Source organism: Aeromicrobium endophyticum (assembly GCF_003586285.1).
Lineage (GTDB): Bacteria > Actinomycetota > Actinomycetes > Propionibacteriales > Nocardioidaceae > Aeromicrobium > Aeromicrobium endophyticum.
This window is the reverse complement of record NZ_QUBR01000002.1, coordinates 714,113-739,092: the sequence shown is the minus strand read 5'-3', so window position 1 is coordinate 739,092 and position 24,980 is coordinate 714,113. Positions and strand designations below refer to the sequence as shown.

General features: G+C 70.0%; 23 protein-coding genes. 14 read left to right on the top strand and 9 right to left on the bottom strand.

Annotated features, from left to right (window positions below):
* Positions 1–8: 8 nt before the first annotated feature.
* On the top strand, positions 9–848 hold the full coding sequence (locus tag DX116_RS14195; protein ID WP_119704894.1) for an MBL fold metallo-hydrolase: 840 nt from the start codon (positions 9–11) through the stop codon (positions 846–848).
* A gap of 11 nt (positions 849–859) precedes the next feature.
* Here the strand turns inward: DX116_RS14195 and DX116_RS14190 are convergent, their stop codons facing one another.
* From DX116_RS14190 to xylB, 3 genes are all read right to left on the bottom strand, one after another.
* Positions 860–2,089, bottom strand: coding sequence for an ROK family transcriptional regulator (locus DX116_RS14190; RefSeq protein WP_119704893.1), 1,230 nt, complete (start codon positions 2,087–2,089; stop codon positions 860–862).
* Between the two features lie 3 nt (positions 2,090–2,092).
* A complete protein-coding gene (gene xylA / locus DX116_RS14185; RefSeq protein WP_119704892.1) occupies positions 2,093–3,253 on the bottom strand; it encodes a xylose isomerase in 1,161 nt (386 codons plus the stop codon).
* 62 nt (positions 3,254–3,315) lie between these two features.
* A complete protein-coding gene (gene xylB / locus DX116_RS14180; protein ID WP_119704891.1) occupies positions 3,316–4,701 on the bottom strand; it encodes a xylulokinase in 1,386 nt (461 codons plus the stop codon).
* A gap of 99 nt (positions 4,702–4,800) precedes the next feature.
* Here xylB and DX116_RS14175 point away from each other — a divergent pair, with 99 nt between their 5' ends.
* The 7 genes from DX116_RS14175 to DX116_RS14145 all read left to right on the top strand — a co-directional run bounded on the left by DX116_RS14175 (position 4,801) and on the right by DX116_RS14145 (position 11,021).
* Positions 4,801–5,319 carry a flavin reductase gene (locus DX116_RS14175; protein WP_233556789.1) on the top strand — a complete coding sequence of 173 codons (519 nt, stop codon included), beginning with the start codon at positions 4,801–4,803 and terminating at the stop codon, positions 5,317–5,319.
* Between the two features lie 11 nt (positions 5,320–5,330).
* The gene (locus DX116_RS14170; protein ID WP_119704890.1) at positions 5,331–6,317 is read left to right on the top strand and encodes an SMP-30/gluconolactonase/LRE family protein; all 987 of its coding nucleotides are present in this window, start codon (positions 5,331–5,333) and stop codon (positions 6,315–6,317) included.
* Positions 6,318–6,366: 49 nt separating this feature from the next.
* A complete protein-coding gene (gene dxs, locus DX116_RS14165; RefSeq protein WP_119704889.1) occupies positions 6,367–8,274 on the top strand; it encodes a 1-deoxy-D-xylulose-5-phosphate synthase in 1,908 nt (635 codons plus the stop codon).
* A 16-nt stretch (positions 8,275–8,290) separates the two neighbouring features.
* Positions 8,291–9,190, top strand: coding sequence for a PAC2 family protein (locus DX116_RS14160; RefSeq protein WP_119704888.1), 900 nt, complete (start codon positions 8,291–8,293; stop codon positions 9,188–9,190).
* Between the two features lie 102 nt (positions 9,191–9,292).
* Complete coding sequence (locus DX116_RS14155; RefSeq protein WP_119704887.1) at positions 9,293–9,805, top strand: hypothetical protein; 513 nt, start codon at positions 9,293–9,295, stop codon at positions 9,803–9,805.
* A gap of 70 nt (positions 9,806–9,875) precedes the next feature.
* The gene (locus DX116_RS14150; protein WP_119704886.1) at positions 9,876–10,748 is read left to right on the top strand and encodes an acyl-CoA thioesterase; all 873 of its coding nucleotides are present in this window, start codon (positions 9,876–9,878) and stop codon (positions 10,746–10,748) included.
* Between the two features lie 3 nt (positions 10,749–10,751).
* Positions 10,752–11,021: a hypothetical protein gene (locus DX116_RS14145; RefSeq protein ID WP_119704885.1), complete on the top strand. Its 270-nt coding sequence runs from the start codon at positions 10,752–10,754 to the stop codon at positions 11,019–11,021.
* A gap of 3 nt (positions 11,022–11,024) precedes the next feature.
* Here DX116_RS14145 and DX116_RS14140 read toward each other — a convergent pair whose 3' ends face one another.
* Together DX116_RS14140 and DX116_RS14135 are read right to left on the bottom strand one after the other, a co-directional pair.
* Entirely contained in the window at positions 11,025–11,906 is an 882-nt protein-coding gene (locus DX116_RS14140) for a MaoC family dehydratase (RefSeq protein WP_199716084.1), read from the bottom strand.
* A gap of 1 nt (position 11,907) precedes the next feature.
* Positions 11,908–13,257: a 3-oxoacyl-ACP reductase gene (locus tag DX116_RS14135; protein WP_119704884.1), complete on the bottom strand. Its 1,350-nt coding sequence runs from the start codon at positions 13,255–13,257 to the stop codon at positions 11,908–11,910.
* Between the two features lie 150 nt (positions 13,258–13,407).
* Between DX116_RS14135 and DX116_RS14130 the strand changes: the two genes are divergently transcribed.
* Together DX116_RS14130 and DX116_RS14125 are read left to right on the top strand one after the other, a co-directional pair.
* Complete coding sequence (locus DX116_RS14130) at positions 13,408–14,769, top strand: acetyl-CoA C-acetyltransferase (RefSeq protein ID WP_119704883.1); 1,362 nt, start codon at positions 13,408–13,410, stop codon at positions 14,767–14,769.
* A 106-nt stretch (positions 14,770–14,875) separates the two neighbouring features.
* Positions 14,876–15,841: an SDR family NAD(P)-dependent oxidoreductase gene (locus tag DX116_RS14125; RefSeq protein WP_119704882.1), complete on the top strand. Its 966-nt coding sequence runs from the start codon at positions 14,876–14,878 to the stop codon at positions 15,839–15,841.
* Between the two features lie 8 nt (positions 15,842–15,849).
* Here the strand turns inward: DX116_RS14125 and DX116_RS14120 are convergent, their stop codons facing one another.
* Both DX116_RS14120 and DX116_RS14115 read right to left on the bottom strand, forming a co-directional pair.
* Positions 15,850–16,512, bottom strand: coding sequence for an SDR family NAD(P)-dependent oxidoreductase (locus DX116_RS14120; RefSeq protein ID WP_119704881.1), 663 nt, complete (start codon positions 16,510–16,512; stop codon positions 15,850–15,852).
* A gap of 2 nt (positions 16,513–16,514) precedes the next feature.
* Positions 16,515–17,171, bottom strand: a complete 657-nt coding sequence (locus DX116_RS14115; RefSeq protein ID WP_119704880.1) for a TetR/AcrR family transcriptional regulator — start codon at positions 17,169–17,171, stop codon at positions 16,515–16,517.
* A 49-nt stretch (positions 17,172–17,220) separates the two neighbouring features.
* Here DX116_RS14115 and uvrB point away from each other — a divergent pair, with 49 nt between their 5' ends.
* Complete coding sequence (uvrB, locus tag DX116_RS14110) at positions 17,221–19,305, top strand: excinuclease ABC subunit UvrB (RefSeq protein ID WP_119704879.1); 2,085 nt, start codon at positions 17,221–17,223, stop codon at positions 19,303–19,305.
* 315 nt (positions 19,306–19,620) lie between these two features.
* A complete protein-coding gene (locus DX116_RS14105) occupies positions 19,621–20,667 on the top strand; it encodes a TerC family protein (protein WP_119704878.1) in 1,047 nt (348 codons plus the stop codon).
* A 75-nt stretch (positions 20,668–20,742) separates the two neighbouring features.
* On the opposite strand, the gene DX116_RS14100 is transcribed toward DX116_RS14105, so the two are convergent.
* Positions 20,743–22,197, bottom strand: coding sequence for an APC family permease (locus DX116_RS14100; RefSeq protein WP_119704877.1), 1,455 nt, complete (start codon positions 22,195–22,197; stop codon positions 20,743–20,745).
* Positions 22,198–22,294: 97 nt separating this feature from the next.
* Here DX116_RS14100 and DX116_RS14095 point away from each other — a divergent pair, with 97 nt between their 5' ends.
* The gene (locus tag DX116_RS14095; protein WP_119704876.1) at positions 22,295–23,575 is read left to right on the top strand and encodes a cytochrome P450; all 1,281 of its coding nucleotides are present in this window, start codon (positions 22,295–22,297) and stop codon (positions 23,573–23,575) included.
* Positions 23,576–23,577: 2 nt separating this feature from the next.
* Positions 23,578–24,567 (top strand): hypothetical protein, encoded by a 990-nt coding sequence (locus DX116_RS14090; protein ID WP_119704875.1) that lies wholly within the window; start codon positions 23,578–23,580, stop codon positions 24,565–24,567.
* Here the strand turns inward: DX116_RS14090 and DX116_RS14085 are convergent.
* Complete coding sequence (locus DX116_RS14085; protein ID WP_119704874.1) at positions 24,564–24,971, bottom strand: hypothetical protein; 408 nt, start codon at positions 24,969–24,971, stop codon at positions 24,564–24,566. The genes DX116_RS14090 and DX116_RS14085 overlap by 4 nt on opposite strands.
* Between the last annotated feature and the right edge of the window lie 9 nt (positions 24,972–24,980).

The following is a 24,980-nucleotide window of genomic DNA, read 5'->3' as shown; positions in this document are numbered from 1 at the left end:
CTCGTCCGATGGTCCAGCAGGAGCAGGTCACGACCTGGTTGTGCGCCACGTGCGGCGTCGAGCGCGGGCCGTCACCCGAGCAGCCCGAGCGCTGCGACATCTGCGAGGACGAGCGGCAGTACGTGCCCGCATCCGGTCAGCGATGGACCACGGTCGCGCGGCTGCAGGCGGCCGGCCGGGTCGTCACGGTCGAGCCGGCGGCCGAGCGCCTGTGGTTCGTCGGTGCCGACGACGTGGGCATCGGTCAGCAGGCCGCGCTGGTGCAGACCGGCGGCGGCAACCTGCTGTTCGACCCGCCGGGACTGATCGACGACGCGTCGGTCGAGCGCGTCCGTGCGCTCGGCGGCATCGCCGCGATCGTGGCCAGCCATCCCCACATGTACGGGGTCCAGTCGGCGTGGAGCGAGGCGTTCGACGACGCACCGGTCTGGATCGCCGAGGCGGATCAGCAGTGGGTCGGCCGGTGGACGCCCGCGATGCGGACGTGGACCGAGCCGTTCGAGGTGCTGCCGGGCATCGTGCTCGACCAGGTCGGCGGGCACTTCCCCGGCAGCACCGTGGCTCTGTGGTCCGATCCGCCGTCGTCGGGGCGGGGCGTGCTGCTGGCGGGCGACGCGATCTTCCCGGTCGCCGATGGGGGAGTCACCTTCCTGCGCAGCTATCCCAACCGCATCCCGCTGTCGGCCGCAGTCGTTCGGCGCATCGCCGAGCACGTGGGGCGGTGGCAGTACGACCACCTCTACAACAACTTCGGCGCCGCCATCGGTCCGCAGGCCGACGCGACCGTCCAGTGGTCCGCGCAGCGCTACGTCGACTGGGTCAGCGGGGCCAACGACCACCTGACCTGACGGCGGAGGCGCTACGCGGTGGGCGACAGCGTGACGGCGCCGGTGAAGACGTCGGTCAGGGCGTGCTCGGCGGCTCCGAGGGCTGCGGCGTGGATGCCGAGCGAGCTGAGCCGGATCTCGGGCAGGTGCAGCTCGGCGGTCGGCAGGCGTTCGGCCAGCACCGAGCGGGCGGCGGGCACCACGTACTCGCCGAGCGGGACGAAGTAGCCGCCGAGGACGATCGCCGACGGGTCGAGGATCGCGGCCAAGGTCGCGAGGCCGCGACCGAGGTCGAGGCCGAGCACCTCCAGGGCGGCGCGCGTGCGCTCGTCGGTGGCGGCGCGCTCGGCGACCGCCATCGCGGTGCGCAGGGGAGTGGCGTGCTCGTCGAGGCGGACCGCTGCGAGCATCGCACGCAGACCGACCGAGGCCTCCCAGCAGCCGAGGCGGCCACAGCCGCAGAGGGCAGCCGGGTCGCCGACCGGCATGTGGCCGACCTCGCCGGCGAAGCCCGAGCCGCCGCGCACGATCGCGCCGTCGCGGACGATGCCCGCGCCGATGCCGATCGTGCCGGTCAGGTAGAGGGAGTCGTCGACATCGGTCGCCACCCCGTGCGAGGCCTCGGCGAGCGCAGCGCAGTTGGCGTCGTTGTCGACGGTGGTGGGGCAGTCGCCGTCGAAGGCCTCCTCGAGCTCGGCGGCCACCTCGCGGCCGTCCCACCCGAGGTTGGGGGCCCACGAGACCGTGCGGCCGTCGTGGGCGACCAGGCCCGGTACGGCGACCGTCGCGCTGACGACGGTGCGGCCGTCGGCGATCAGCGACGACCTGACGTCGGTGGCCAGCTCGACGAGCTCGCGGGTGCTCGGGGGCTGGCCGGCCGTGGCCACCGACCGCGTCTCGACGACCGTGACCCGACCGGCGAGGTCGATCGCGACGGCGGCGACGTAGTCGACGTTGACCTCGAGCCCCAGGCCGATGATCGACTCACCGGCCAAGGTGACGGGACGCCCGGGACGTCCGCGACCGGACGACACCGAGGGGGACGTCGCATCCCCCTCGGTGACGGCACGACCCGTCTCGAGCTCGGCCACGATCGTCCCGATCGTCGCCTTGGCCAGCCCGGTGCGCCGGGCCAGCTCGGTACGGGTGGCCGGACCGTCGGCACGCAGCGACCGCAGGACGAGGCCGGTGTTCTGGCGTCGTACCTGCTCGGTGCCCGCTGGGGCACCGGTGGCGCCGGCGTGCCGGACGGTCTGGGCCACGGCTCAGCGCACCCCGTACAGGTACTCCAGCGCGAGCTGGTCGAGGTGCTCGAACGCCGCACCGCGGGCCGCGAGCTCGTCGGGATCGCGCAGCTCGGCCTTCTCGAGCTCGGCCCAGCCCTCGCCCTCCGACAGCGTCGGCACGGCCAGCTCGGGCAGCTTGGCGGCCTCGAGCGCTGCCTGCACCTCGGGATCGGCGCGGAACGCCTGCACCTTGTCGCGCAGGATCAGGTAGTTCGTCATGCAGCCGGCCGCCGACGCCCAGACACCCTTGTCGTCCTCGGTGCGCGGGGTCTTGAAATCGAAGTGCACGGGGCCGTCGTAGCCGCCCGACAGGATCGTGTCGACGACCCAGAACGCGCCGCGCACGTTGCCGGCGCCGAAGCGGAAGTCCTGGTCGTAGCGCGGGCCGCTCTGGCCGTTGAGGTCGATGTGGAAGAGCTTGCCCTGCCACAGGGCCTGCGCGTAGCCGTGGGCGGCGTTGAGGCCGGCCATCTCCTCGTGCCCGATCTCGGGGTTGACGCCCACGTTCTCGGAGCGGTCGAGGGTCTCGATGAACGCCAGCGCGTGGCCGATCGTCGGCAGCAGGATGTCGCCGCGGGGCTCGTTGGGCTTGGGCTCGATCGCGAACTTCATGTCGTAGCCCTTGTCGTGCACGAACTCGCCGAGCACGTTGAAGGCCTCGCGGTAGCGGTCGAGCGCCGACGCGACATCCTTGGCCGCACCCGACTCGGCGCCCTCGCGGCCGCCCCAGCAGACGTAGACCTTGGCGCCGAGCTCGGCGGCGAGGTCGATGTTGCGCATGACCTTGCGGATCGCGAAGCGGCGCACGTCGCGGTCGTTGGACGTGAAGCCGCCGTCCTTGAAGACGGGGTGCGTGAACAGGTTGGTGGTGGCGGTCGTGACGACCAGGCCGGTGTCGTCCAGGCCCTTCTTCCAGCGCTGGATGATGCCGTCGCGCGTGGCGTCGTCCGAGCCGAAGGGGATCAGGTCGTCGTCGTGGAAGTTGACGCCGTAGGCGCCGATGCGGGCGAGGTTCTCGAGCGCGTAGACGGGGTCAATGTCGGCGCGGGTGGCCTCGCCGAACGGGTCACGGCCCGGGTAGGCGACGGTCCACAGGCCGAAGGAGAACTTGTCGGACGGGGCGGGGGTGGGGATGGTCATGCTCAGCCAATCTCTTGTCGGTGGTGCTGGATGTCGGACGTGCGGGGTGTCGGTGGGGCGGGTCAGTGCCAGGTCTCGGTGCGGTCGCGCAGGCGGGCGTAGGCCTCGCGGACGGCCGGCGTCGCGTCGGCCGTGTAGGTCTCGGACGCCGGGGGAGCCCACGCCGGCGGATTCTCCGAGCCGGACAGCGCCCAGGCGGCCTGCCGCGCGGCGCCGAGCGCGACGTACTCGCCGGGTGCCGGCAGCGTCACGGGGGCGCCCAGGACGGCCGGTGCCAGTGCGTGCACGGCGGGGTTGGCGGCGGCACCGCCGACCATGAGGATGCGCCGAGCCGGCTGCCCCGTCATGGAGGTCACGAGGTCGACGGCGTCGGCCAGCGAGCACAGCAGCGCCTCGAAGGCGGCGCGCGCGATGTCCTCGCGGGACGTCGAGACCGTCAGGCCGGCCCACGTGCCGGTCGCGCCCGGACGGTTGGGGGTGCGCTCGCCGGCGTAGTAGGGCGAGATCGTCAGCCCATTGGCACCCGACGGCGCGGCGAGCGCGAGTCGCCCCAGCTCGTCGTGGTCGACGCCGAGCAGGGCGCACTGCAGGTCGAGGATGCGGGCGGCGTTCATCGTGGTGCCCATGGGCAGGAAGTTGCCGGTCGCGTCGGCGAAGCCCGTGACGGCGCCCGACCCGTCGGCCACGCGCGTCGTGCTGATCGTCGATGCGACGCCGGACGTGCCGATCGAGACCACGACGTCGCCGGGTTCGAGGTCGAGGGCCAGGGCCGCAGCCATGTTGTCGCCCGTGCCGGCACCGACCACGAGACCCGACGCGGTGGTGGCGGCGGTCTCGGACGGCCCGACGATGCGGGGCAGGGAGACCGCGTGGCCGATGGCGGCCTCGGCCAGGTCGGGACGCCATGCGTCGTCGGCCGTGGAGAAGTAGCCCGTGCCCGAGGCGTCGCCGCGATCGGTGAACGCGTCGCCGCCGGTGACGTGGCGCGAGACGTAGTCGTGGGGCAGGAGCACCTCGTGCGTGCGTGCGGCTGCCTCGGGCTGGTGGTCACGCAGCCAGCGCAGCTTGGTCGAGGTGAACGAGGCCACCAGCACGCTGCCGACGACGTCGGCGCAGGCCTGCGGGCCGCCGAGCTCGGCGACCAGCTCGACGGCCTGGTCGGCCGACCGGGTGTCGTTCCAGAGCAGCGCGTCGTGGACGGGCTCGCCCGAGGAGTCGAGCGCCACCATGCCGTGCTGCTGACCGCCCACGGAGATCGCCGAGGCCCGGTCGAGGAGTCCGTCCGTCGCGACGTCGAAGGCCTCGAGCCAGGCGCGCGGGTCGACCGCGGTGCCTGCCGGGTGCGGCGCAGCGCCCCGCGCGACGACCTCGCCGGTCGCGGCGTCGACGAGGACGGCCTTGGTCGACTGCGTCGACGAGTCGATACCGAGAACGAGGTCATCTGCCATGCCCCCTGTTTAATACGACTCTTGAACTAAGTCAACACCCGACACGGATCGACCACGCGTCGGGTCATGGTGGGGAGGCCGTATCCGTAGGCTGAGGCCGTGACGATCCACAGCGACCACCCCTTCGTCCCGCCCGAGGGCGAGCGCGACCCGTTGCGCCGGCTGCGTGGCCGGATGCCGTCGCCGGTGTCGGTCTGGGCGACGGGCGCGGCCCGCGACCGGGCAGGCCTCACGATCTCGTCGTTGCTGGTCGCGGGCGGCGAGCCCGCCCGGGTGCTGGGCCTGGTCGACGCCGACTCCGACTTCTGGGACGCCGATCCGGCGGCGTGGGTCGTCAACGTGCTGGGCACCGAGCACCGCTTCCTCGCCGATGCCTTCGCCGGTGCGGCCCCGGCTCCGGGAGGGCCCTTCACGACGGGCACCTGGAGCGACAGCGAGTGGGGACCGGTGCTCGAGGGGGCATCCGGATGGATGGGGGTGCGCCGGGCCGACACCGAGCCGCGCCCCGTCGGGTGGGGCCTGCTGGTCGAGGGAGTCGTCGAGCACGTCGAGCTCGGTGCCGCGTCCGCGATGATGCACGTCCGCGGGCGCTATCGAGACAGCGAGTCATCGTCGTAGAGTCCTGGGGCATGGTGAAGCCCTCCATCGACCCGGCCCGCTGGACGCCGCCTCACAGTGGCGCCGCCGGCACACCGGTCGCGCCGAGCGCGGTGCGCGTGTACGGCACGTCCGGCTACGGCACCGAGGATGTCCTGGTCGACCACGACGGTCGGGTCCTCACCGGCGTCGAGGACGGACGGCTGCTCGCGATCGACCCGGCGACGGGGACCGAGACCGAGATCGCCGCCACCGGCGGCCGTCCGCTCGGCATCGAGCGCCACCCGCACGGAGGGTACGTCGTGTGCGACTCGACGCGCGGCCTGCTGAGGGTCGATCCCGGCGGGGCCGTCACGGTGCTGGCCGGCGACCACGACGGCCGTGACCTCCTGTTCTGCAACAACGCGGCCGTCGCGGCCGACGGCACCGTGTGGTTCACCGACAGCTCGACCCGGTTCGGCTTCGAGCACTGGCGCGGCGACCTCATCGAGCACCGGCCCACGGGACGGCTGTTCCGGCGCGATCCCGACGGCACGCTGACCCTCGTGCTCGACGACCTGGCGTTCGCCAACGGCGTCGCGCTCGCCCAGGACGAGTCGTTCGTCGTGGTGGCCGAGACCGCCGGCTACGGCCTGCGGCGTGTCTGGCTGACGGGGGAGCGGGCCGGCGCCGTCGAGACCTTCGGTGCGGTGCTGCCCGGCTTCCCCGACAACATCTCGACCGGCGAGGACGGCAACATCTGGGTCGCGATCGCGTCGCCGCGCGACCCGGTGCTCGACTGGCTCCTCCCGCGCGCACCGATGCTGCGCAAGGTGGTCTGGGCGTTGCCGCAGCGGTTGCAGCCGCAGGCCAAGAACCTCATCCGCATCCAGGCCTTCGCACCGGACGGTCACCTGGTGCACGACCTCGCGCACGAGCACGATCGCTTCGGCAAGGCGACGGGGGTGCGTCAGGTCGGCCGTCAGGTCTGGCTGGGCAGCTTCGAGCAGACGACGATCGCCGTCCTCACCCTGCCGTGACCCCGCCCGTCGGGCAGCGCGCTCGGACCTGCTCGATAGACTGACCCCTATGGCTGAAGAGGGGAAGGGGTCCGACGTGAGCATCCTCGCCGACCTGTCGGGGCCCGCCGATCTCCGCGAGCTCGACGACGACCAGCTCGCGGCGCTCGCCGCCGAGATCCGTGAGCTGCTGATCGTCTCCGTGGCGTCCAACGGCGGCCACCTCGGACCCAACCTGGGCGTCGTCGAGCTGGGCATCGCCCTGCACCGCGTGTTCGACTCGCCGGCCGACCGCATCGTCTGGGACACCGGCCACCAGTCGTACGTCCACAAGATGTTGACGGGCCGCGCCGGCCAGTTCGGCGACCTGCGCCGCGAAGGTGGGCTGTCGGGATACCCCAGCCAGGCCGAGTCCGAGCACGACTGGGTCGAGAACTCCCACGCGTCCACGAGCCTGTCCTACGCCGACGGCATGGCCAAGGCCAATCTCCTGCTCGGCAAGGACGACTACGTCGTCGCGGTCATCGGCGACGGCGCGCTCACCGGCGGCATGGCCTGGGAGGCGCTCAACAACATCGCCGCCGACAGCGACCGCCGGCTCATCGCCGTCGTCAACGACAACGGACGCTCGTACACGCCCACCGTCGGCGGCCTCGCCAACCGCCTCACCGAGATCCGCACCAACCCCCGCTACGAGCCCACGCTCAGCGCCATCAAGGAACGGCTGCACCGCAGCCGGTTCGGCGGCGCGCAGGCCTACGAGGCCCTGCACGCGATCAAGAAGGGCGTCAAGGACGCCCTGGCGCCGCAGGGCATGTTCGAGGACCTCGGCCTGAAGTACATCGGCCCCGTCGACGGACACGACCGCGCGGCCGTCGAGCACGCCCTCGAGCGTGCCAAGACGTTCGGCGGTCCCGTGCTCGTGCACGTGCTGACCACCAAGGGCCACGGCTACGACATCGCGGTGGCCAACGAGAACGACCAGATGCACCAGGCCAATCCCTTCGACCGCGCCACCGGCGACGCGCTCAGCATCGCTCCGGCCGGGTGGACGTCGGTGTTCCGCGACGAGATCGTCCGCATCGCCGACGAGCGTCCCGACGTCGTGGGCATCACCGCGGCCATGCTCTATCCCGTCGGGCTCGATGCGTTCGCCGACAAGTTCCCCGACCGCGTCTTCGACGTCGGCATCGCCGAGCAGCACGCGGTGACGAGCGCCGCCGGTCTGGCGATGGGTGGCCTGCACCCGGTCGTCGCGGTCTACGCGACCTTCATCAACCGCGCCTTCGACCAGGTGCTGCTCGACGTCGCCCTCCACCGCTGCGGCGTCACGTTCGTGCTCGACCGGGCCGGGGTCACCGGCGACGACGGTGCCAGCCACAACGGCATGTGGGACATGTCGCTGCTGCAGATCGTCCCCGGCATCCGCATCGCCGCCCCCCGCGACGGCGTGCAGCTGCGCGAGCTGCTGCGCGAGGCCGTCGACGTCGACGACGCCCCCACGGTCGTGCGGTTCGCCAAGGGTGCGGTCTGCCCCGACCTGCCGGCCGTCGATCGCCTCGGCACGTGCGACGTGCTGACGCGCGACGACACCTCCGACGTGCTCGTCGTCGCCGTCGGGGCCTTCGGGCACCTCGGCGTCGAGGTGGCTCAGCTGCTGCGCGGCCAGGGTCTCGGCGTCACGGTCGTCGACCCTCGCTGGGTCAAGCCCGTCGACGCGGCCATCGTCGCGCTCGCCGCCGAGCACTCGATCGTGGTCACGGTCGAGGACAACGGCCGCCACGGAGGCGTCGGATCGGCGATCACCCAGGCGGTCCGCGATGCGGGCATCGACACGCCCGTGCAGGTGCACGGGGTCGAGCAGGAGTTCCTCGACCACGCCAAGCGCGACGTCATCCTCGGGCGCCTCGGCCTCACGGCGCAGGCCGTCGCCGACGACACGATGGCCGTCCTGGCCCGGAATAGCCTCAAGCAGTGAGTGGTTGACGATGGCGATGAAGAACTGGCGATCACGACGAGTGCGCGACACCCCGGCGTCCGGCGACGGCTCGGGGCCCGTGCTGATCCATGCCTTCGACGGCTTCCTGGGGGCCGGCTCGGCCGCCCGGCTGGCCGCACAGCAGCTCCTCAGCGGCCAAGGCGAGGTGGTGCACGAGTTCGACCTCGACGAGATGTTCGACTACCGCGCCCGGCGTCCCACGATGTCGTTCCGCGAGAACCACTACGCCGACTACGACGACCCGACGCTGCAGGTGGTCCTCGAGCACGACGGCAACGGCGAGCCGTACCTGCTCCTCGCCGGGCCCGAGCCCGACTTCCTGTGGGAGCGGTTCGTCAGCGAGGTGCACGACGTCATCGAGGAGCACGACGTGCCCCTGACGCTCGGACTCGGTGCCGTGCCCATGGGCGTCCCGCACACCCGACCGGCCATGATCACCGCTCACGGCACCCGTCCTGAGCTCGTCGACCGGCAGAACCTGTGGTCGGCGCACGTGACGGTCCCGTCGTCGGCGCAGTCGCTGCTCGAGTACCGGCTCGGCCAGTGGGGCCTCGACGCCGCCGGCTACGTCGTCCACGTGCCTCACTACCTGGCGCAGATCGAGTACCCGCCGGCTGCGCTGGCCCTGATCGACGCCCTCGTCGATCGCACGGGGCTGGCCGTCGACACCGAGCGCCTGCGAGCGCGCGAGGGCGACACGCTCAAGGAGATCGAGGAGCAGATCGAGGAGCAGGGCGGCGCGAGCGTGCTCAGCGGGCTCGAGGAGCAGTACGACGCGTTCACCCGTGGTGCTGCCCAGTCGCTGCTGGCCAGCGACGAGGAGCTCCCCAGCGGCGACGAGCTGGCCGACCAGTTCGAGCAGTTCCTGGCGCGTCAGCGCAAGAACGAGCAGTAGCGCGCTGGGCCCCCTCGGGCCGAGGACTTGCTCTGGCGCGATGCGCTGCCTCGCGATAACTTCTTCGCGACAGCTTCTCTGCGAAGGGCGTACACCGTGGGCATGTTCGACAAGATCAAGAGTGCCGTGGCCGGGCCGGACCCCGCCGAGACCTTGCGCGGGGTGCTGGGTGACGACGCGCTCCTGGCCTTCGTCCCGGTGATGGCGTCGGGGTCGGCTGTCGCCAGCCCCAACAAGCGACCTCGCGATCTCGGGGAGCTGGCCGGCAAGGCCGCGAACCGCTTGAAGGACACGTACATCGCGGACCAGCACGTCGGCGGCGACGACGGGACCATCGCTCGGTCACTTCCCAACACCACCGACATCCTGGTGCTGGCGTTGGCCGAGAAGAGCATCAGCCTCTGGTCGTTCGGCCCCACCGGACGAAGGACCGACCCCGACCTGGTCGCACGCATCCCCCGTGAGCAGGTGGCCTCCATCGCCGACACGGGCAAGCGGACGGTGCGTGGCCACGTCCGACTGAGCTTCACCGACGGGTCCTTCTTCGACGAACAGACCCTCAAGGCGCCCTCACAGGAGTTCTGGACGGCGGCCGAGGCCTACGGTCGGGGCTGAGGCCTCACCTGATCTGTGACGTCGATCCGGGTGTCGGCAGGGCATCGCTGCCTCCCGGTACGATCTGCACGTGCCTGCATCAGTTGACGAAGTCATCGGCCTGCTCGAGCTCGAACGTCTCGAGGTGGGGCTCTACCGCGGGGCCCAGCCGCAGGCATCCGTGCTCAAGCGGGTCTTCGGAGGACAGGTCGCGGCGCAAGCCCTGATGGCCGCGCAGCTGACGGTGCCCGACGACCGCTTCGTGCACTCGCTGCACCTGTACTTCATCCTCGGCGGCGACCCCAGCATCCCGATCGTCTACGACGTCGAGAACGTCCGGGACGGTCGCTCGTTCACGACGCGGCGCGTCGCAGCCCGCCAGCACGGCGAGATCATCTTCTACATGACCGCCTCGTTCCAGGTCGAGGAGGACGGCTGGGACCACCAGGACGTCATGCCGGACGTCCCGTCGCCCGACGAGGCGACGCCGATGCTCGACATCGTCCAGCTGCGCGGTCCTGACGCGGTCGACCACTGGAAGCGCGAGTGGGCGTCGTTCGACATGCGCTACATCGGCGACAACCGCGCCGAGGACGATCCGCAGCGCACGCTGGTGCCGGCCGTGCAGCGACTATGGTTCAGGGCCGATGGCGTGCTCCCCGACTCGCGCATCATCCACAACGCCGCGTTCACCTACATCAGCGACCTCAGCCTGCTCGGTGCCAGCCTCGTGCCGCACGGCCAGTTCATCGGGTCCGACCGGGTGCAGCCCGCGTCGCTCGACCACACCATCTGGTTCCACCGTCCGGTGCGCGCCGACGAGTGGCTGCTCTACGACCAGACGTCGCCGTCGGCGTCGGGTGCCCGTGGGCTCAGCACGGCACGTGTGTTCAACCAGGCCGGCACCCTCGTGGCGACGGTCGCCCAAGAGGGTCTGATCCGCAGGATCACGCCCAAGGGCTGACGCATGATCCCCGAGCCGAGCGCCGGAGCTCCCGCGATCCGCTACGACGATCATCCGTACGAGACCTGCGTCGACGGCGAGACGTGGCTCGTCCGGCAACGAGCCGACGAGCCCGGCACGTACGACTTCGACTGGCTCTCGGGCCCCAACGACGGATACGGGTTCGGGCTGTCGAGGTCGGACGGAGCGCAGTCCACCGAGGCCGAGCTCGATCAGAGCATCCGCGACTTCCTCGCGGACATCGACCCGGCCACCGGGTTCCTGCCGGACTGACCGCTACGCCAGCGGCCGGACCCGACCCACGAGATGGGGGACCGGCTTGCGGGCGCCCTGGACGCCGAAGGTGAGCACTCCGTCGTCGATGGTCGAGCCGAATACCACGGTCGTCGGCAGCAGGACGGGCTTGCGGAACTCGGCCTCGTTGACGAAGGCGTCGGGCAGCTTGTTCTGCACCGCGGCGAGCGAGCGGGCCAGTGTCCACATGCCGTGGGCGATGTTGCTCGAGAAGCCGAACGCCTTGGCGGTGAGGGGGTGGAGGTGGATCGGGTTGCGGTCGCCGGAGACGGCGGCGTAGCGCCGTCCGAGGTCGCCGGCGAGCTTCCAGTGCACGACACCCTCCGGCACGGCGACGCCCGTGAGCGGCGCCGACGCGGCCTCGGCAGACCCGCCCTTGTGACGTGAGAACAGCGTCATCGTCTCCTCCCACACCAGCTCGGTGCCGACCGTGACGGCCGTGAGGATGTCGATCAGCGATCCCTTGGGGTGCGGTCGGAGGTCGGCCGTACGCACGGTCACGTCGAACGACTCGTCGACGCGAATCGGCCGGTGCTGCGTGATGGAGTTGCGCAGGTGCACCAGACCCATGGGTGCGAACGGGAACGTCGTCTCGGTCATCAGCGTCATGTGCAGGCCGAAGGCCGCCATGTGCGGGTACGTGGCGGGCAGGGTGTCGCTGCGCGGGAAACCGCAGACGTCGTTGTACGCCTCGAGGTGCGCCGGGTCGGTGCTCACGCCGTGGCGCTCGAGCACCAGGTCGGGCACCGTGCCCCGTGCGTGCTTGACGCCCGGCAGGGCGCCGACGACGGGTATGGCCGGCAGCGCCGCCTTGAGCATCAGCGGCAGGGTGGCCGGGGCCTTGGTGAAGACGCGCGTGGTCACGTCAGGCGCCGATCAGGGCCTGGCCGCACACGCGGACCACGTTGCCGGAGATCGCCGACGAGCCCGGGTGGGCGTACCAGGCGATGGCCTCGGCGACGTCGATCGGCTGACCACCCTGCGACAGCGAGCTGAGTCGGCGTCCGGCCTCGCGGATGCCCAGGGGCATGGTCTTGACCATGTCGGTCTCGATGAAGCCGGGCGCGATCGCGTTGACCGTGATGCCGTCCTTGGCGACGCGCTTCGACAGGTCGCCGACGAACCCGATCACGCCGGCCTTGGCGGTGCCGTAGCTCGTCTGTCCGTTGTTGCCCGCGATGCCGGCGATCGAGGAGATGCCGATGACACGGCCGCCCTTGCGCAGCAGCTTCTGCTGCAGCAGCTCGGCGGTGATGCGCTGGGGTGCACCGACGCTGATGTCGATGACCAGGTTCCAGTTCTCGGTCTTCATGTTCTTGAGCCGCTTGTCGCGGGTGATGCCGGCGTTGTGGACGACGATGTCGACCCCGCCGTGAGCGTCCTTGAGGGCCTGCGCGATGACCTGCGGCGCCTCGGCGGCCGTGATGTCCTCGGCGATCGACGTGCCGCCGAGCTCGGCCATGACGGCGTCGAGCTCGTCCTTGAGGGCGGGGACGTCGAGGCCGACGATCGCCGCGCCGTCGCGGTGGAGGGTGCGGGCCATCGCAGCGCCGAGGCCGCGCGAGGCGCCCGTGACGAGGGCGACCTTGCCGGCCAGCGGCTTGGCGGGGTCGGCGACCGGGTCGGGGGAGACGAGCTCGGTGAGGCCCAGGCGGATGACCTGGCCGGAGACGAAGGCCGACTTGGGGGAGAGGAGGAAGCCCAGCGTCGAGCCCAGGGCGTCCTCGCTGCCCTCGCCGACGTAGACCAGGTTGGCGGTGCTGCCGTTGCCACCGATCTCCTTGCCGGCCGAGCGGACGAATCCCTCGAGGGCGCGCTGCGCGATGGCGGCGGTCTCGGTGGAGGCCTGCTCGGGCAACGCGCCGATCACGACGAGGCGGCCCGACGAGGCCAGGCTGCGCAGGGCGGGTGTGAAGAACTGCTGCATGTCGGCGAGGCCCGCGGTGTCGGAGATGCCGGTGGCGTCGAAGACCAGGGCCTTGTACTTCTTGCCGTCGGCCCGGACGCCCACGACCTCGATGCCACTGGACTTGAGCGTGGCGTTGAGGCGCGGCCCGACGGTGCTGTGCGGCGCAGCGCCGATGAGGACGGTGCCCTTGACGAGGGGCGAGCCCTCGGTCCACCGCTCGAGGACGGGCGGGTTGGGCAGACCCAGGTTCGTGACGATGAACTTGCCGATCGGGTTGTGCGCGAGCGACTGGTAGCGATCTGTCATGACTGGGGTGTGTCCTATCTCTCGGATACCATCGGTATCTGGAATGATGCTGAAACTGTAACGTCATGCCGTGACGCCGGTCCACCACCTGCGGCTGCGGCGCTCATCACGTTCCACCCCCCACTGTTCACGACGATCGAGGAGACCGCCATGGCGGACACGACCCCCGCGAAGAAGGCACCGGCCGCGAAGGCCCCCGCGCCCAAGACGTCCGCCGCGACGACACCGCCGCAGGAGGTGCGCCGCGTCGCCGTCATCGGCGGCAACCGCATCCCCTTCGCGCGCTCCAACACCGTCTACACCCAGGTCTCCAACCAGGAGATGCTGACGGCCGCCCTCGACGGTCTCGTCGACCGCTTCGGCCTCGAGGGCGAGCGGGTCGGTGAGTTCGCCGCCGGTGCCGTCCTCAAGCACAGCCGCGACTTCAACCTGGCCCGCGAGACGGTCCTGGGCTCCAAGCTGTCGCCCGACACCCCCGCCTTCGACGTCCAGCAGGCCTGCGACACCGGCATCCAGGCCGCGATCCTGGTGGCCAACAAGATCGCGCTCGGCAAGATCGACGTCGGCATCGCGGGCGGCTCCGACACCACGTCCGACGCGCCGCTCGCGATCGGCGACAAGCTGCGCAAGATCCTGCTCGAGGCCAACCGCGCCAAGGACAACAAGGGACGCGTCAAGGCGCTGGCCAAGATCCGTCCGGCCTTCCTCGCCCCCGACCAGCCGCGCAACGCCGAGCCGCGCACGGGCCTGTCGATGGGCGACAGCCAGGCCATCACGACCAAGCAGTGGGGCATCACCCGCGAGGCGCAGGACGAGCTCACCGTGGCCTCGCACCGCAACCTCGCGGCGTCGTACGACGAGGGCTGGCAGGACGACCTGGTCACCCCGTTCCAAGGCGTCGCCAAGGACAACAACCTGCGTCCCGACTCGAGCCTCGAGAAGCTCGCCAAGCTCAAGCCCGTGTTCGGCAGGTCGTTCGGCGACGAGGCCACCATGACGGCTGCCAACTCGACGCCGCTGTCCGACGGTGCGTCCGTCGTGCTGCTCGCGTCCGAGGACGAGGCGAAGAAGCACGGCTGGACGCCCGAGGCCTACTTCGTCGACTACGAGACGGCTGCGGTCGACTACGTGTCCGGCGCCGAGGGCCTGCTGATGGCACCGGTCTACGCCGTGCCGCGCATGCTCGCGCGGCAGGGCCTGACGCTGCAGGACTTCGACTTCTACGAGATCCACGAGGCGTTCGCCGGCCAGGTGCTGACGACGCTCGCGGCCTGGGAGGATCCGACGTTCTGCCAGGAGAAGCTCGGCCTCGACGTGCCGCTAGGCTCGATCGACCGCGCCAAGCTCAACGTCAAGGGCTCGTCGCTGGCGGCGGCACACCCGTTCGCCGCAACGGGCGGACGCATCGTCGCCAACCTCGCCAAGCTGCTGCACGAGAAGGGTTCGGGCCGCGGCCTGATCTCGATCTGTGCCGCCGGCGGCCAGGGCGTCGTCGCCATCCTCGAGGCCTGAGCGACCGCGATCTGTGACGCCCACGGCCGCACTGTGAACAGATGCGGCCGTGGGCGTCACAGATCGGGCTTGCGGTGGAGTGCGGTCCAGGGCCTAGCGTCAAGGCATGACTTCTTCGCAGCAGCCCATCGGCTCCGGGTTCGGGGCCTCCACCACCGCCGCCGAGGTGCTCGACGGCATCGACCTGACCGGCACGACCGCCCTCGTCACCGGTGGGTACTCCGGCATCGGCATCGAGACGACCCGCGCGCTGGCCGGTGCAGGAGCCCACGTCATCGTCCCGGCCCGCCGACCCGGCAGTGCCCGGGAGGCGCTGCAGGGGATCGACGGCACCGAGGTCGACGAGCTGGACCTCGGTGATCTCGACAGCGTCGCGGCCTTCGCCGAGCGACTGCTGGCCACCGGTCGGACGCTCGACGTCGTGATCGACAGCGCGGGCATCATGGCGACGCCCGAGACCCGCGTCGGTTCCGGCTGGGAGGCCCAGTTCGCCACCAACCACCTGGGCCACTTCGCGCTGATCAACCGGCTCTGGCCGGCCATCGAGCCCGGCGGTGCACGGGTCGTCTCGGTGTCCTCGACGGGCCACCTCCGCTCGGGCATCCGCTGGGACGACATCGACTTCGCCGGCGGCTACGACAAGTGGGACGCCTACGGTCAGGCCAAGACGGCCAATGCGCTGTTCGCCGTCCACCTCGACGCGCTGGGTCGCGAGTCGGGGGTCCGCGCCTTCTCGCTGCACCCCGGCGGCATCCTGACGCCGTTGCAGCGTCACCTCCCGCTCGAGGAGCAGGTCGCGATGGGCTGGGTCAACCCCGACGGCTCGCTGAAGGATCCGTCGCTGTTCAAGACACCCGAGCAGGGCGCCGCGACCCAGGTGTGGGCCGCGACCTCGCCGCAGCTCGACGGTATGGGCGGTGTCTACCTCGAGGACTGCGACATCGCCGAGCCGAACGTCCCGGACGGTCCACGACGCGGCGTGGCGCCGCATGCGACCGACCCCGAGCAGGCAGCGCGGCTCTGGACGCTGTCGGCCGAGCGCACCGGCGTCGACGCCTTCGCCCAGCGGTAGCGGCGTCGCTAGTACCTGGCGCTGAACCCGCCATCGGCGTTGAGCAGCTGGCCCGAGATCCAGCGGCCGGCCGGCGAGACCAGGAACGCGACGACGTCGGCGATGTCGCGCGGCTCGCCGAGCCGGCCCAGGGGGTGGTACGGCAGCAGGCCCTCACGGGTGTCGTCGTCCATCCAGCCCGTGTCGACGGGGCCGGGGTTGAGCACGTTGGCCGAGATGCCCTGCGGTCCGAGCTCACGGGCGGCCGAGATGACGATGCGATCGAGCGCACCCTTGGACGCACCGTAGGGCAGGTTGCCCGTGGCGTGATCGCTGGTGAGCGCGACGACGGCACCGCCCTCGGTGGCCTGCCGGGCGAAGGCGGCCACGAGCAGCAGCGCGGCGCGGGCGTTGACCGCCATGTGCCGGTCGAAGCTCTCGGCCGTGGTGTCGAGGACGCCCGACTCGACGCCGTGCGCATGGCTGAGCACGAGGGCGTCGATGCGCCCGTGGCGTCTCGCCACGGCAGCGACCAGCTCGGCGGGGGCCTCGGGCGTCGAGAGGTCGCAGTCGTGGGCGGTGCCGGTGAGGTCGGACGTCGCGACGTCCCAGCCGTCGGCCTCGAGACGGGGCACGATGCCGGCGGCGATGCTGTTGGCGCGCGCCGCGCCGGTGACCAGGACGGTGGGCACGGTCAGCCGCTGGTGCCGCGGGCCATCGCCACGGCAGCCGTCGCGATGAGCTGCTTGACCTCGTCGAACGGGACGGAGTCGACGGCCGGGAGCCCCGGGTTCTCCTCGCGCACCGAGAGCTGGAGGGTCGCGAGGTTGAGCACGCCCAAGGCCTGCGTGTAGAAGATGTTGGCCAGCAGGTTGGGGTCGCGGACGCTGAACTGCTGCGTGGCGACGCCGGCGTCGAGGATCTCGACGACGTGGTGCAGGCAGCTGGTCATCGCCAGGCCGAGGTCGATCATGACGCGCTGGCTGACCTCCTCCATGAGCTCCTCGCCGCGGCGGCGCAGCAGCGCCTGGGCGCAGTCGACGAACGCCGGCAGGCGCGCGCCGAAGTCGAGGAACGTCCCGGTGATGTCCTGCAGCCGGCGCTCGGGGTCGGCGGTCGGGTCGTCGGCGGCGGCCAACGTGCGGTCGAGCTCGTGGAGGTAGCCGACGAGCGTCTCGGCGAAGAGCTCCTCCTTGCCGGAGAAGTGCCGGTAGATGATGGCGCGGTTGATCCCGACGGCCCGGGCGATGTCCTCGATCTGGGCGTCCCTCACGCCACGCTCGTCGAACAGGGTCCGGGTCGCCTCGAGAATCCTCCTCTTGCGCTCTGCGCGGCGTTCTGAGACGGCCATGCGGGCCAGTTTAGGGTGCACTGTCGGTGGCTGGTCGTAGGCTCGGAGCATGAGGTCCGTTTCAGAGCTAAAGCGCCAGGTCGCCCCCATCGAGGTCGTGTCCGAGTACGTCCCGGCAGGCGACCAGCCGACGGCCATCGCCGAGCTCGAGAAGCGCATCAAGGCCGGTGCCGTCGACAACGTCCTGCTGGGTGCCACCGGCACCGGAAAGACCGCGACGACGGCCTGGCTGGCCGAGCGTCTGCAGCGTCCGATGCTCGTCATGATGCCCAACAAGCTGCTCGCGGCCCAGTTCGCCAACGAGCTGCGCGAGCTGCTGCCCAACAACGCCGTCGAGTACTTCGTGTCGTACTACGACTACTACCAGCCCGAGGCCTACATCGCGCAGAGCGACACCTACATCGAGAAGGACTCCTCGATCAACGAAGAGGTCGAGCGGCTGCGGCACTCGGCCACCTGGTCGCTGCTCACCCGGCGCGACGTCATCGTCGTGGCGACGGTCTCGTGCATCTACGGCCTCGGCTCGGCGCAGGAGTACCTCGAGCGCATGATCGGCTTCAAGGTCGGCGAGGAGATGCCGCGCGACCAGCTGCTGCGCACGCTCGTCGAGGCCCAGTACGTGCGCAACGACGTCGCCACTACCCGTGGCACCTTCCGGGTCAAGGGCGACACCGTCGAGATCTTCCCGGTGTACCAGGAGCACGCGGTGCGGGTCGAGTTCTTCGGCGACGAGATCGAGCGGCTCATGACGCTGCACCCGCTCACCGGCGAGGTGCTCAGCGACGACCAGGAGCTCTTCGTCGGCTCCGCCACGCACTACGCCGCCGGCCCGGCCACGATGCGCAAGGCCATCGAGACGATCAAGGTCGAGCTCGAGGAGCGCCTGGCCGAGCTCGAGGGCGAGAACAAGCTGCTCGAGGCGCAGCGCCTGCGCATGCGCACGACGTACGACATCGAGATGATGGAGCAGGTCGGCACGTGCGCCGGCATCGAGAACTACTCGCGCCACATGGACCAGCGTGGTCCGGGCACGCCGGGCCACTGCCTGCTCGACTACTTTCCCGACGACTTCGTGCTGGTCGTCGACGAGTCGCACGTCACGATCCCGCAGATCGGCGCGATGTACGAGGGCGACATGTCACGCAAGCGGTCGCTGGTCGAGCACGGCTTCCGCCTGCCGAGCGCGATGGACAACCGTCCGCTCAAGTGGCCCGAGTTCCTCGAGCGCATCGGCCAGACGGTCTACCTGTCGGCCACGCCGGGCAACTACGAGATGGACAAGGTGCAGGGCGACGTCGTCGAGCAGATCATCCGTCCGACCGGCCTGATCGACCCCGAGGTGGTCGTCAAGCCCACCAAGGGCCAGATCGACGACCTCATCACGCAGATCCGCACGCGCACCGACAAGAACGAGCGCGTGCTGGTCACCACGCTGACCAAGAAGATGTCCGAGGACCTCACCGACTACCTGCTCGAGGCCGGCATCCGCACGCGATACCTGCACTCCGAGGTCGACACGCTGCGCCGCGTCGAGCTGCTGCGCGAGCTGCGCATGGGCGAGTACGACGTGCTGGTCGGCATCAACCTGCTGCGTGAGGGGCTCGACCTGCCCGAGGTCAGCCTGGTCGCGATCCTCGACGCCGACAAGGAGGGCTTCCTGCGCTCCGAGCGCTCGCTGATCCAGACCATCGGTCGTGCGGCGCGCAACGTCTCGGGTCAGGTCATCATGTACGCCGACCGCATCACCGACTCGATGGCCTACGCGATCGACGAGACCAACCGCCGTCGCGCCAAGCAGGTCGCCTACAACACGGCCAACGGCATCGACCCGACGCCGCTGCGCCGCAAGATCGGCGACATCACCGACATGCTGGCCCGCGAGGACGCCGACACGGCCTCGTTGCTCGCCGCGACCGGCGACAAGCGGCGCAAGGGCGCCCCCGTGCCGCTCGGTCAGCACACCGCCGATCTGGCCAACCTGCCGTCGGGCGAGCTCGCCGACCTCATCGAGCAGCTGAGCGAGCAGATGCGCGCGGCGGCGGCCGAGCTGCAGTTCGAGGTCGCGGCCCGCCTCCGCGACGAGATCGGCGACCTCAAGAAAGAGCTCCGCAGCATGCTCGAGGCCGGCGCGTGACGTAGCAGGTCCTGCGGGCGGCGGCGGCCTTCTCGCCTCGCCGATTCCCAGGTTCGCCCCGACGCTTTCGAGGTGCATCTGGGATGCCGTCGGGTCGGCCGGACGGCGCGAGGCCGAGACAGCGCTCACAATCGGTGCCGCACGACCGCTTCGATGAGGCATATCTGCTGTCAGCCTGCAAGAATGTGCGACGGAGGGGAGTATTCCCCGATCGCAACGCCGTCATCACGGTGACTCCCTGCAGTCACCCGGTGTTGCGGGCCGCGCATCTGCGGCGGAAGAGACCTCCGGCCTGTCAGAGACCGGAGGAATCCCTTGAACGTATCCACCACCGAATGGGCGATCACGATCGGCGTGACGCTCGCGGTGCTGCTCTTCGACATCCTGATCGTCGCGCGACGTCCGCACGAGCCCTCGATGAAGGAGTGCGCGACCTACCTGAGCATCTACGTCGGCCTGGCGATCGCCTTCGGCATCTGGGTGACGCTGTACCACAACGACTCGACGATCAAGGACGGCGACTTCGGTCTGCAGTTCTTCGCCGGGTGGCTGACCGAGTACAGCCTGTCGATCGACAACCTGTTCATCTTCATCATCATCATGGCCAGCTTCAAGGTGCCGCGTAAGTACCAGCAGGAGGCCCTGCTGGTCGGCATCGTCATCGCGCTGATCTTCCGCGGCGTCTTCATCGCCCTGGGTGCGGTCGCGATCGAGCAGGTCTCGTGGATCTTCTACATCTTCGGCGCCTTCCTGCTCTACACGGGCTACAACCTGGTCAAGGACACCGATCACGACGACGACGGCGAGAACGCGGTCGTCCGCATGGCGCGCAAGCGCTTCACGGTCTCGGAGCAGTGGGACGGCCTCAAGCTCTTCGTCCACGAGAACGGCAAGCGCGCCATCACGCCGATGTTCCTGGTGATCATCGCGCTCGGCACGACCGACCTGCTGTTCGCGCTCGACTCGATCCCCGCGATCTACGGCCTCACCAAGGAGCCGTACCTGGTCTTCACGGCCAACGTCTTCGCCCTGATGGGTCTGCGCCAGCTGTACTTCCTGCTGGGTGGCCTGCTCAAGAAGCTCATCTACCTGTCGCAGGGCCTGGCCATCCTGCTCGCGTTCATCGGCGTCAAGCTGATCCTGCACGCGCTGCACGAGAACGAGCTGCCGTTCATCAACGGCGGTGAGCACGTGAAGGTGTACGAGATCCCGACGCTGCTGAGCCTCGGCGTCATCGTCGGCATCCTCAGCATCACGGCGATCGTCAGCCTCACGGTCTCGAGCCGGCGCGAGAAGGCCGGTCTCAACCCCGACGGCACCCCCAAGGTCGAGTCGGGCGTCTCCTCGGACGACAACGACTGATCCCTGCAGCACGAACGAACGGCCGGCCCCGAGGGGCCGGCCGTTCGTCGTCTCGGACGTGCGTGGTGAGGGCGACTACTCGACCTCGACCTCGTCCGTCAGCTCCTCGAGATCGCCGGTGTCGGTGCCGGTGATCTTGTTGACGAACAAGGTGATGGCCCACAGCGCGACGCCGATCAGCATCAGCACACCGGCGATCTCGTAGACCGCGGCGTCGCGGTCGACCCACGGACCGGCCAGGAACAGGCACAGCACGGCGGCCACGACCGGCAGGGGACCGGGCGACGTGAACGACTTCTTGGCGTCCGGGTCGCGACGGCGGCGCAGGACGGCGCAGGCGATGTTGACGATCGCGAAGACGCACAGCAGCAGCAGCGACGTGACGTTCGACAGGTTGGCGACGACGTTGCTGTCGGGATCGCGCGTCACGTAGAAGATCAGGCCCAGGGCCATGAGCGTCGAGAACAGGATCGCGGCCCATGGGGTGCGGCGGCCTGGCAGCACGGCTGCCAGCTGCTTGGGGAGCACCCGCTGCCGTGACATGCCGTAGAGCAGGCGGCTGGCCATCAGCATGTTGATCAGCGCGGTGTTGGCGACAGCGAAGACCGCCAGGAACGGGAAGACCTTGTCGATCGGGAAGTCCGGCGCGCCCTTGGAGACGACCTCGAGCAGTGCCCGTCCCTCGGAGTCGGCGATCGTCTTGAGCTCGGGCGCGGTCAGCACGCTGACGACCGACACGGCCACCAGCATGTACATGATGACCGCGATGCCGAGACCGGTCAGCATCGTGCGCGGGAAGATGCGCTCGGGCTCCTCGATCTCCTCGACCATGTTGACGGCGTCCTCGAAGCCGACCATGGCGAAGAAGGCGATCGAGGTGGCGGCCGTGACGGCCAGGAACATGCCACGGTCGCCGTAGTCGCTGAACCTGACGAGCTCGGACATGTCGGCGTCTCCGCGTCCGATGACGTAGAAGCCGACGCCGATGACGATCGTGAGGGCGGCGACCTCGACCAGGGTCAGCACGACGTTGAACTTGACGCTCTCGCCGACGCCCCGCAGGTTGATGAGCGCCAGCAGGATCATGAAGCCCATGGCGATGGCCGTGATGGCCCCCGGCGTCAGCGAGCTGTCGATCCAGCCGTTGATCTCGAGACCGCCGGAGAAGTTGTCGGCGAGGGTCTTGGCCGAGGTGGACGCGCTGGTGATGCCGGAGCACACCACGGCGAATGCCACCAAGAACGTGATGAAGTGCACGCCGAAGGCCTTGTGAGCGTAGAGCGCCGCCCCCGCGGCCTGGGGGTACTTGGTGACGAGCTCGAGGTACGACAGCGCGGTCATCGTCGCGACGATGAAGGCGAGCAGGAACGGCAGCCAGACGATGCCGCCGACCTGGCCGGCCATCTGCCCCGTGACGGCGTAGATGCCGGCGCCGAGGATGTCGCCGACGATGAACAGCAGGAGGAGCTTGGGCCCCATCACCCGCTTCAGCTCGGTCGGTTGGCCGGTAGTAGCAGTGTCCGTACTCATGGAACCCCCATCGAAAGTGCGTGCCGGTGGACATCGCTTTCGTGACACCCTCTACCGGCTGGCGCGAACCTGCAAGCGTGACGTGTAGTTTCTTCACGTGGTCGACGTCAGAGGAAGAGTGCGCCGCTGGGTCGGACGTATGCTGGTCAAGCGCATCCAGAAGAACGGCATCGACCTCAGCGCGCTGTCCTTCATCCCGGAGCAGACCAAGATCCCGTTGCAGCGCGACGTCATGGATCCGCCGCCGCAGATCGCCGAGTGGCGAGCGACGCAGCCGATGCGCAAGCTCGAGCTGCCGTTCACGTTCACGGCCTATCTCGTCACGGGCTACGACGAGGCGCGCACGATCCTGACCGATCGCGACAGCTACAGCAACGACATCCGGCACCTGTTCCACGGCGACGGGCCCGCGACGGCCGACGACATCGGCGGCCTGGGCTTCACCGACCCGCCGCTGCACACCCGCCTGCGCAAGATCGTCACGCCCGAGTTCACGATGCGCCGCCTCGCGCGCCTCGAGCCGATGATCAGCGATTTCGTCGATGCCCAGCTCGACGTCCTCGAGGCCGAGGGTCCCGGCGCCGACCTGTGCACCGCGGTCGCCTTCCCCGTCCCGTTCCAGACCATCTGCGCGCTGCTGGGTCTCGACTACGCCGACAGCCAGGCCTTCGCCAAGCTGGGCAGCGACCGCTTCGACGCGACCAACGGCGGCGCCGCGGCCTTCGGCGCCGTCTCCGACCAGCGCAAGTTCCTGTTCGAGGCCGTCGCGCGCCAGCGCAAGGAGCCGGGGCCGGGGCTGCTGGGCCAGATCATCCGCGACGAGGGTGACACGATCAGCGACTTCGACCTCGCGGGGCTGGCCGACGGCATCTTCACGGGTGGCTTCGAGACGACGGCCGGCATGATCGCGCTCGGCACGATCGTCCTGCTGCGCGACCCGGCCTACGCCGAGCTCGTCCGCAACGGATCTCCCGAGGACGTCGACCGCGTCGTCGAAGAGCTGCTGCGCTACCTCTCGGTCGTCCAGGTGGCCTTCCCGCGGTTCGCCAAGCACGACATGGAGCTGTTCGGCCAGAAGGTCAAGGCCGGCGACGTCATCCTCGCCTCGCTCAACGGCGCCAACCGCGATCCCAAGTCGGCGGGCGAACGTCCTGACGAGTTCGACCCCACGCGCGTGCCGTCGTCCGGTCACCTCGCCTTCGGTCACGGCATCCACCGGTGCATCGGCGCCGAGCTGGCCCGCATGGAGCTGCGGATCGCGCTGCCCAAGCTGTTCCAGCGGTTCCCCGACCTGGCACTGGCCACGCCGCAGGAAGAGCTGACCTTCCGCCAGCTGTCGTTCGTCTACGGCGTCGACGAGCTTCCCGTCACGTTCTGACCGTGACTGCCGCCGACGCCTCGACCGCCGAGCAGATCGAGGCGTGGTTCGACGACCACGGGCTGCCGTACTTCACGGGTGACCGCGCCGACACGGTCGAGGGCTGGCTGTCGAGCAAGCGCATCGTGGCCGTGATCGTCCTGATCATCGGCGTCTCGGTGGCAGCGGGCTTCGCCGTGGGAGCGGCGTGGTCCGACCGCGGCTCGCTCGGCACGGCCGTCGGGGTGCTGACGTTCTTCGTGCTGCTCGGTCTGTTCGCCGGCCGCCTGCTGCAGATGGGCACGATGCTGCGGTGGGCGGTGCGGCGCACGTTCAGCTCGCTGGGACTGATGTTCCCCCTGCTGACCCGTGCCCTGCCGCTGCTGCTGCTGGCCGTCACGTTCTTGTTCATCAACGCCGAGGTCTGGCAGGTCGCGGCGCTGATGCCGCGGCACGTCCTGTGGCTCGCGGTCGGCTTCTTCGCCGTGATCGCGGCGGTGTTCCTGCTCGTCCGGCTGCCCGAGGAGGTGCGGGAGGTCGAGCGCGAGGTCGTCGGGCCGCGGGTGGTCGAGTGCTGTGCAGGGACGCCGGCCGAGGACGCCGCGCGCCTGGTGTCGGCCGAGCCGGCCGATCTGCCGAGGTTCGCGCGCGTCAACCTCGTGCTGGTGCTGCTGTTCAACCAGGCCATCCAGGTGCTGCTGCTGTCGCTCGGCCTGTTCGCCTTCTTCCTCGTCTTCGGCTCGCTGACGATCCCCGACTCGACGATCATCGCCTGGACGCAGCAGGACGCCGTCACGGCGCTGCCGTCACGGCTCGGGCAGCACGTCCCCATCACCAACGAGCTGTGGCAGGTGTCGGTGTTCCTGTCGGCCTTCGCGGGGCTCTACTTCACGGTCTACGCCGTGACCGACGAGACCTACCGCTCGCAGTTCTTCGCGGGCGTCTCGACCGAGCTCGAGCAGGCCGTCGCCGTCAACGCGGTCTACGTCTCGCTGACGCGCGAGCCGTCCTAGACCGGCGTGCCAGGGGTCGCGTCGATCGGGTCGTCGGAGGCGCACTGCTCGAGGGTGATGACCTTGTTGCGGGCGAAGTTCTCCGAGCTGCGTGCGGCTTCCGGGTAGTCGGCGGGGGAGAGGTTGGCGTAGTACTCGACGGCGTCGAGCAGGGCGTCGGCCTCGGGCTCCTCGTTGACCTTGGCGTAGACCTTCGCGGGCACCTTGGCCCTCTCGAAGTGCTGGACCGTGCCCTGGTAGTCCTCGCGGTTGAACTCGTCGATGCCAGCACGGACCTCGCGGCACGTCGCCTGCATCGCCTCGGAGGCCGAGAGCGTGGATCTCGCCGGCGCCTCGGGGGCGTCCGAACCGCTGCTGCACGCCGCGAGCGTCAGCAGGAGGGCCGCGGCGGCGAGGAGCTTCATCCTCCAACG

Excerpts from the sequence above, each read along its gene's own strand:
- xylB (WP_119704891.1), bottom strand. The coding sequence starts at position 4,701 with ATGGCAGATGACCTCGTTCTCGGTATCGACTCGTCGACGCAGTCGACC.
- dxs (WP_119704889.1), top strand. The coding sequence starts at position 6,367 with ATGGCTGAAGAGGGGAAGGGGTCCGACGTGAGCATCCTCGCCGACCTG.
- DX116_RS14135 (WP_119704884.1), bottom strand. The coding sequence starts at position 13,257 with ATGACAGATCGCTACCAGTCGCTCGCGCACAACCCGATCGGCAAGTTC.
- DX116_RS14115 (WP_119704880.1), bottom strand. The coding sequence starts at position 17,171 with ATGGCCGTCTCAGAACGCCGCGCAGAGCGCAAGAGGAGGATTCTCGAG.
- DX116_RS14130 (WP_119704883.1), top strand. The coding sequence starts at position 13,408 with ATGGCGGACACGACCCCCGCGAAGAAGGCACCGGCCGCGAAGGCCCCC.
- DX116_RS14125 (WP_119704882.1), top strand. The coding sequence starts at position 14,876 with ATGACTTCTTCGCAGCAGCCCATCGGCTCCGGGTTCGGGGCCTCCACC.
- DX116_RS14155 (WP_119704887.1), top strand. The coding sequence starts at position 9,293 with ATGTTCGACAAGATCAAGAGTGCCGTGGCCGGGCCGGACCCCGCCGAG.
- DX116_RS14170 (WP_119704890.1), top strand. The coding sequence starts at position 5,331 with ATGGTGAAGCCCTCCATCGACCCGGCCCGCTGGACGCCGCCTCACAGT.
- xylA (WP_119704892.1), bottom strand. The coding sequence starts at position 3,253 with ATGACCATCCCCACCCCCGCCCCGTCCGACAAGTTCTCCTTCGGCCTG.
- DX116_RS14160 (WP_119704888.1), top strand. The coding sequence starts at position 8,291 with ATGAAGAACTGGCGATCACGACGAGTGCGCGACACCCCGGCGTCCGGC.
- uvrB (WP_119704879.1), top strand. The coding sequence starts at position 17,221 with ATGAGGTCCGTTTCAGAGCTAAAGCGCCAGGTCGCCCCCATCGAGGTC.
- DX116_RS14195 (WP_119704894.1), top strand. The coding sequence starts at position 9 with ATGGTCCAGCAGGAGCAGGTCACGACCTGGTTGTGCGCCACGTGCGGC.
- DX116_RS14100 (WP_119704877.1), bottom strand. The coding sequence starts at position 22,197 with ATGAGTACGGACACTGCTACTACCGGCCAACCGACCGAGCTGAAGCGG.
- DX116_RS14145 (WP_119704885.1), top strand. The coding sequence starts at position 10,752 with ATGATCCCCGAGCCGAGCGCCGGAGCTCCCGCGATCCGCTACGACGAT.
- DX116_RS14085 (WP_119704874.1), bottom strand. The coding sequence starts at position 24,971 with ATGAAGCTCCTCGCCGCCGCGGCCCTCCTGCTGACGCTCGCGGCGTGC.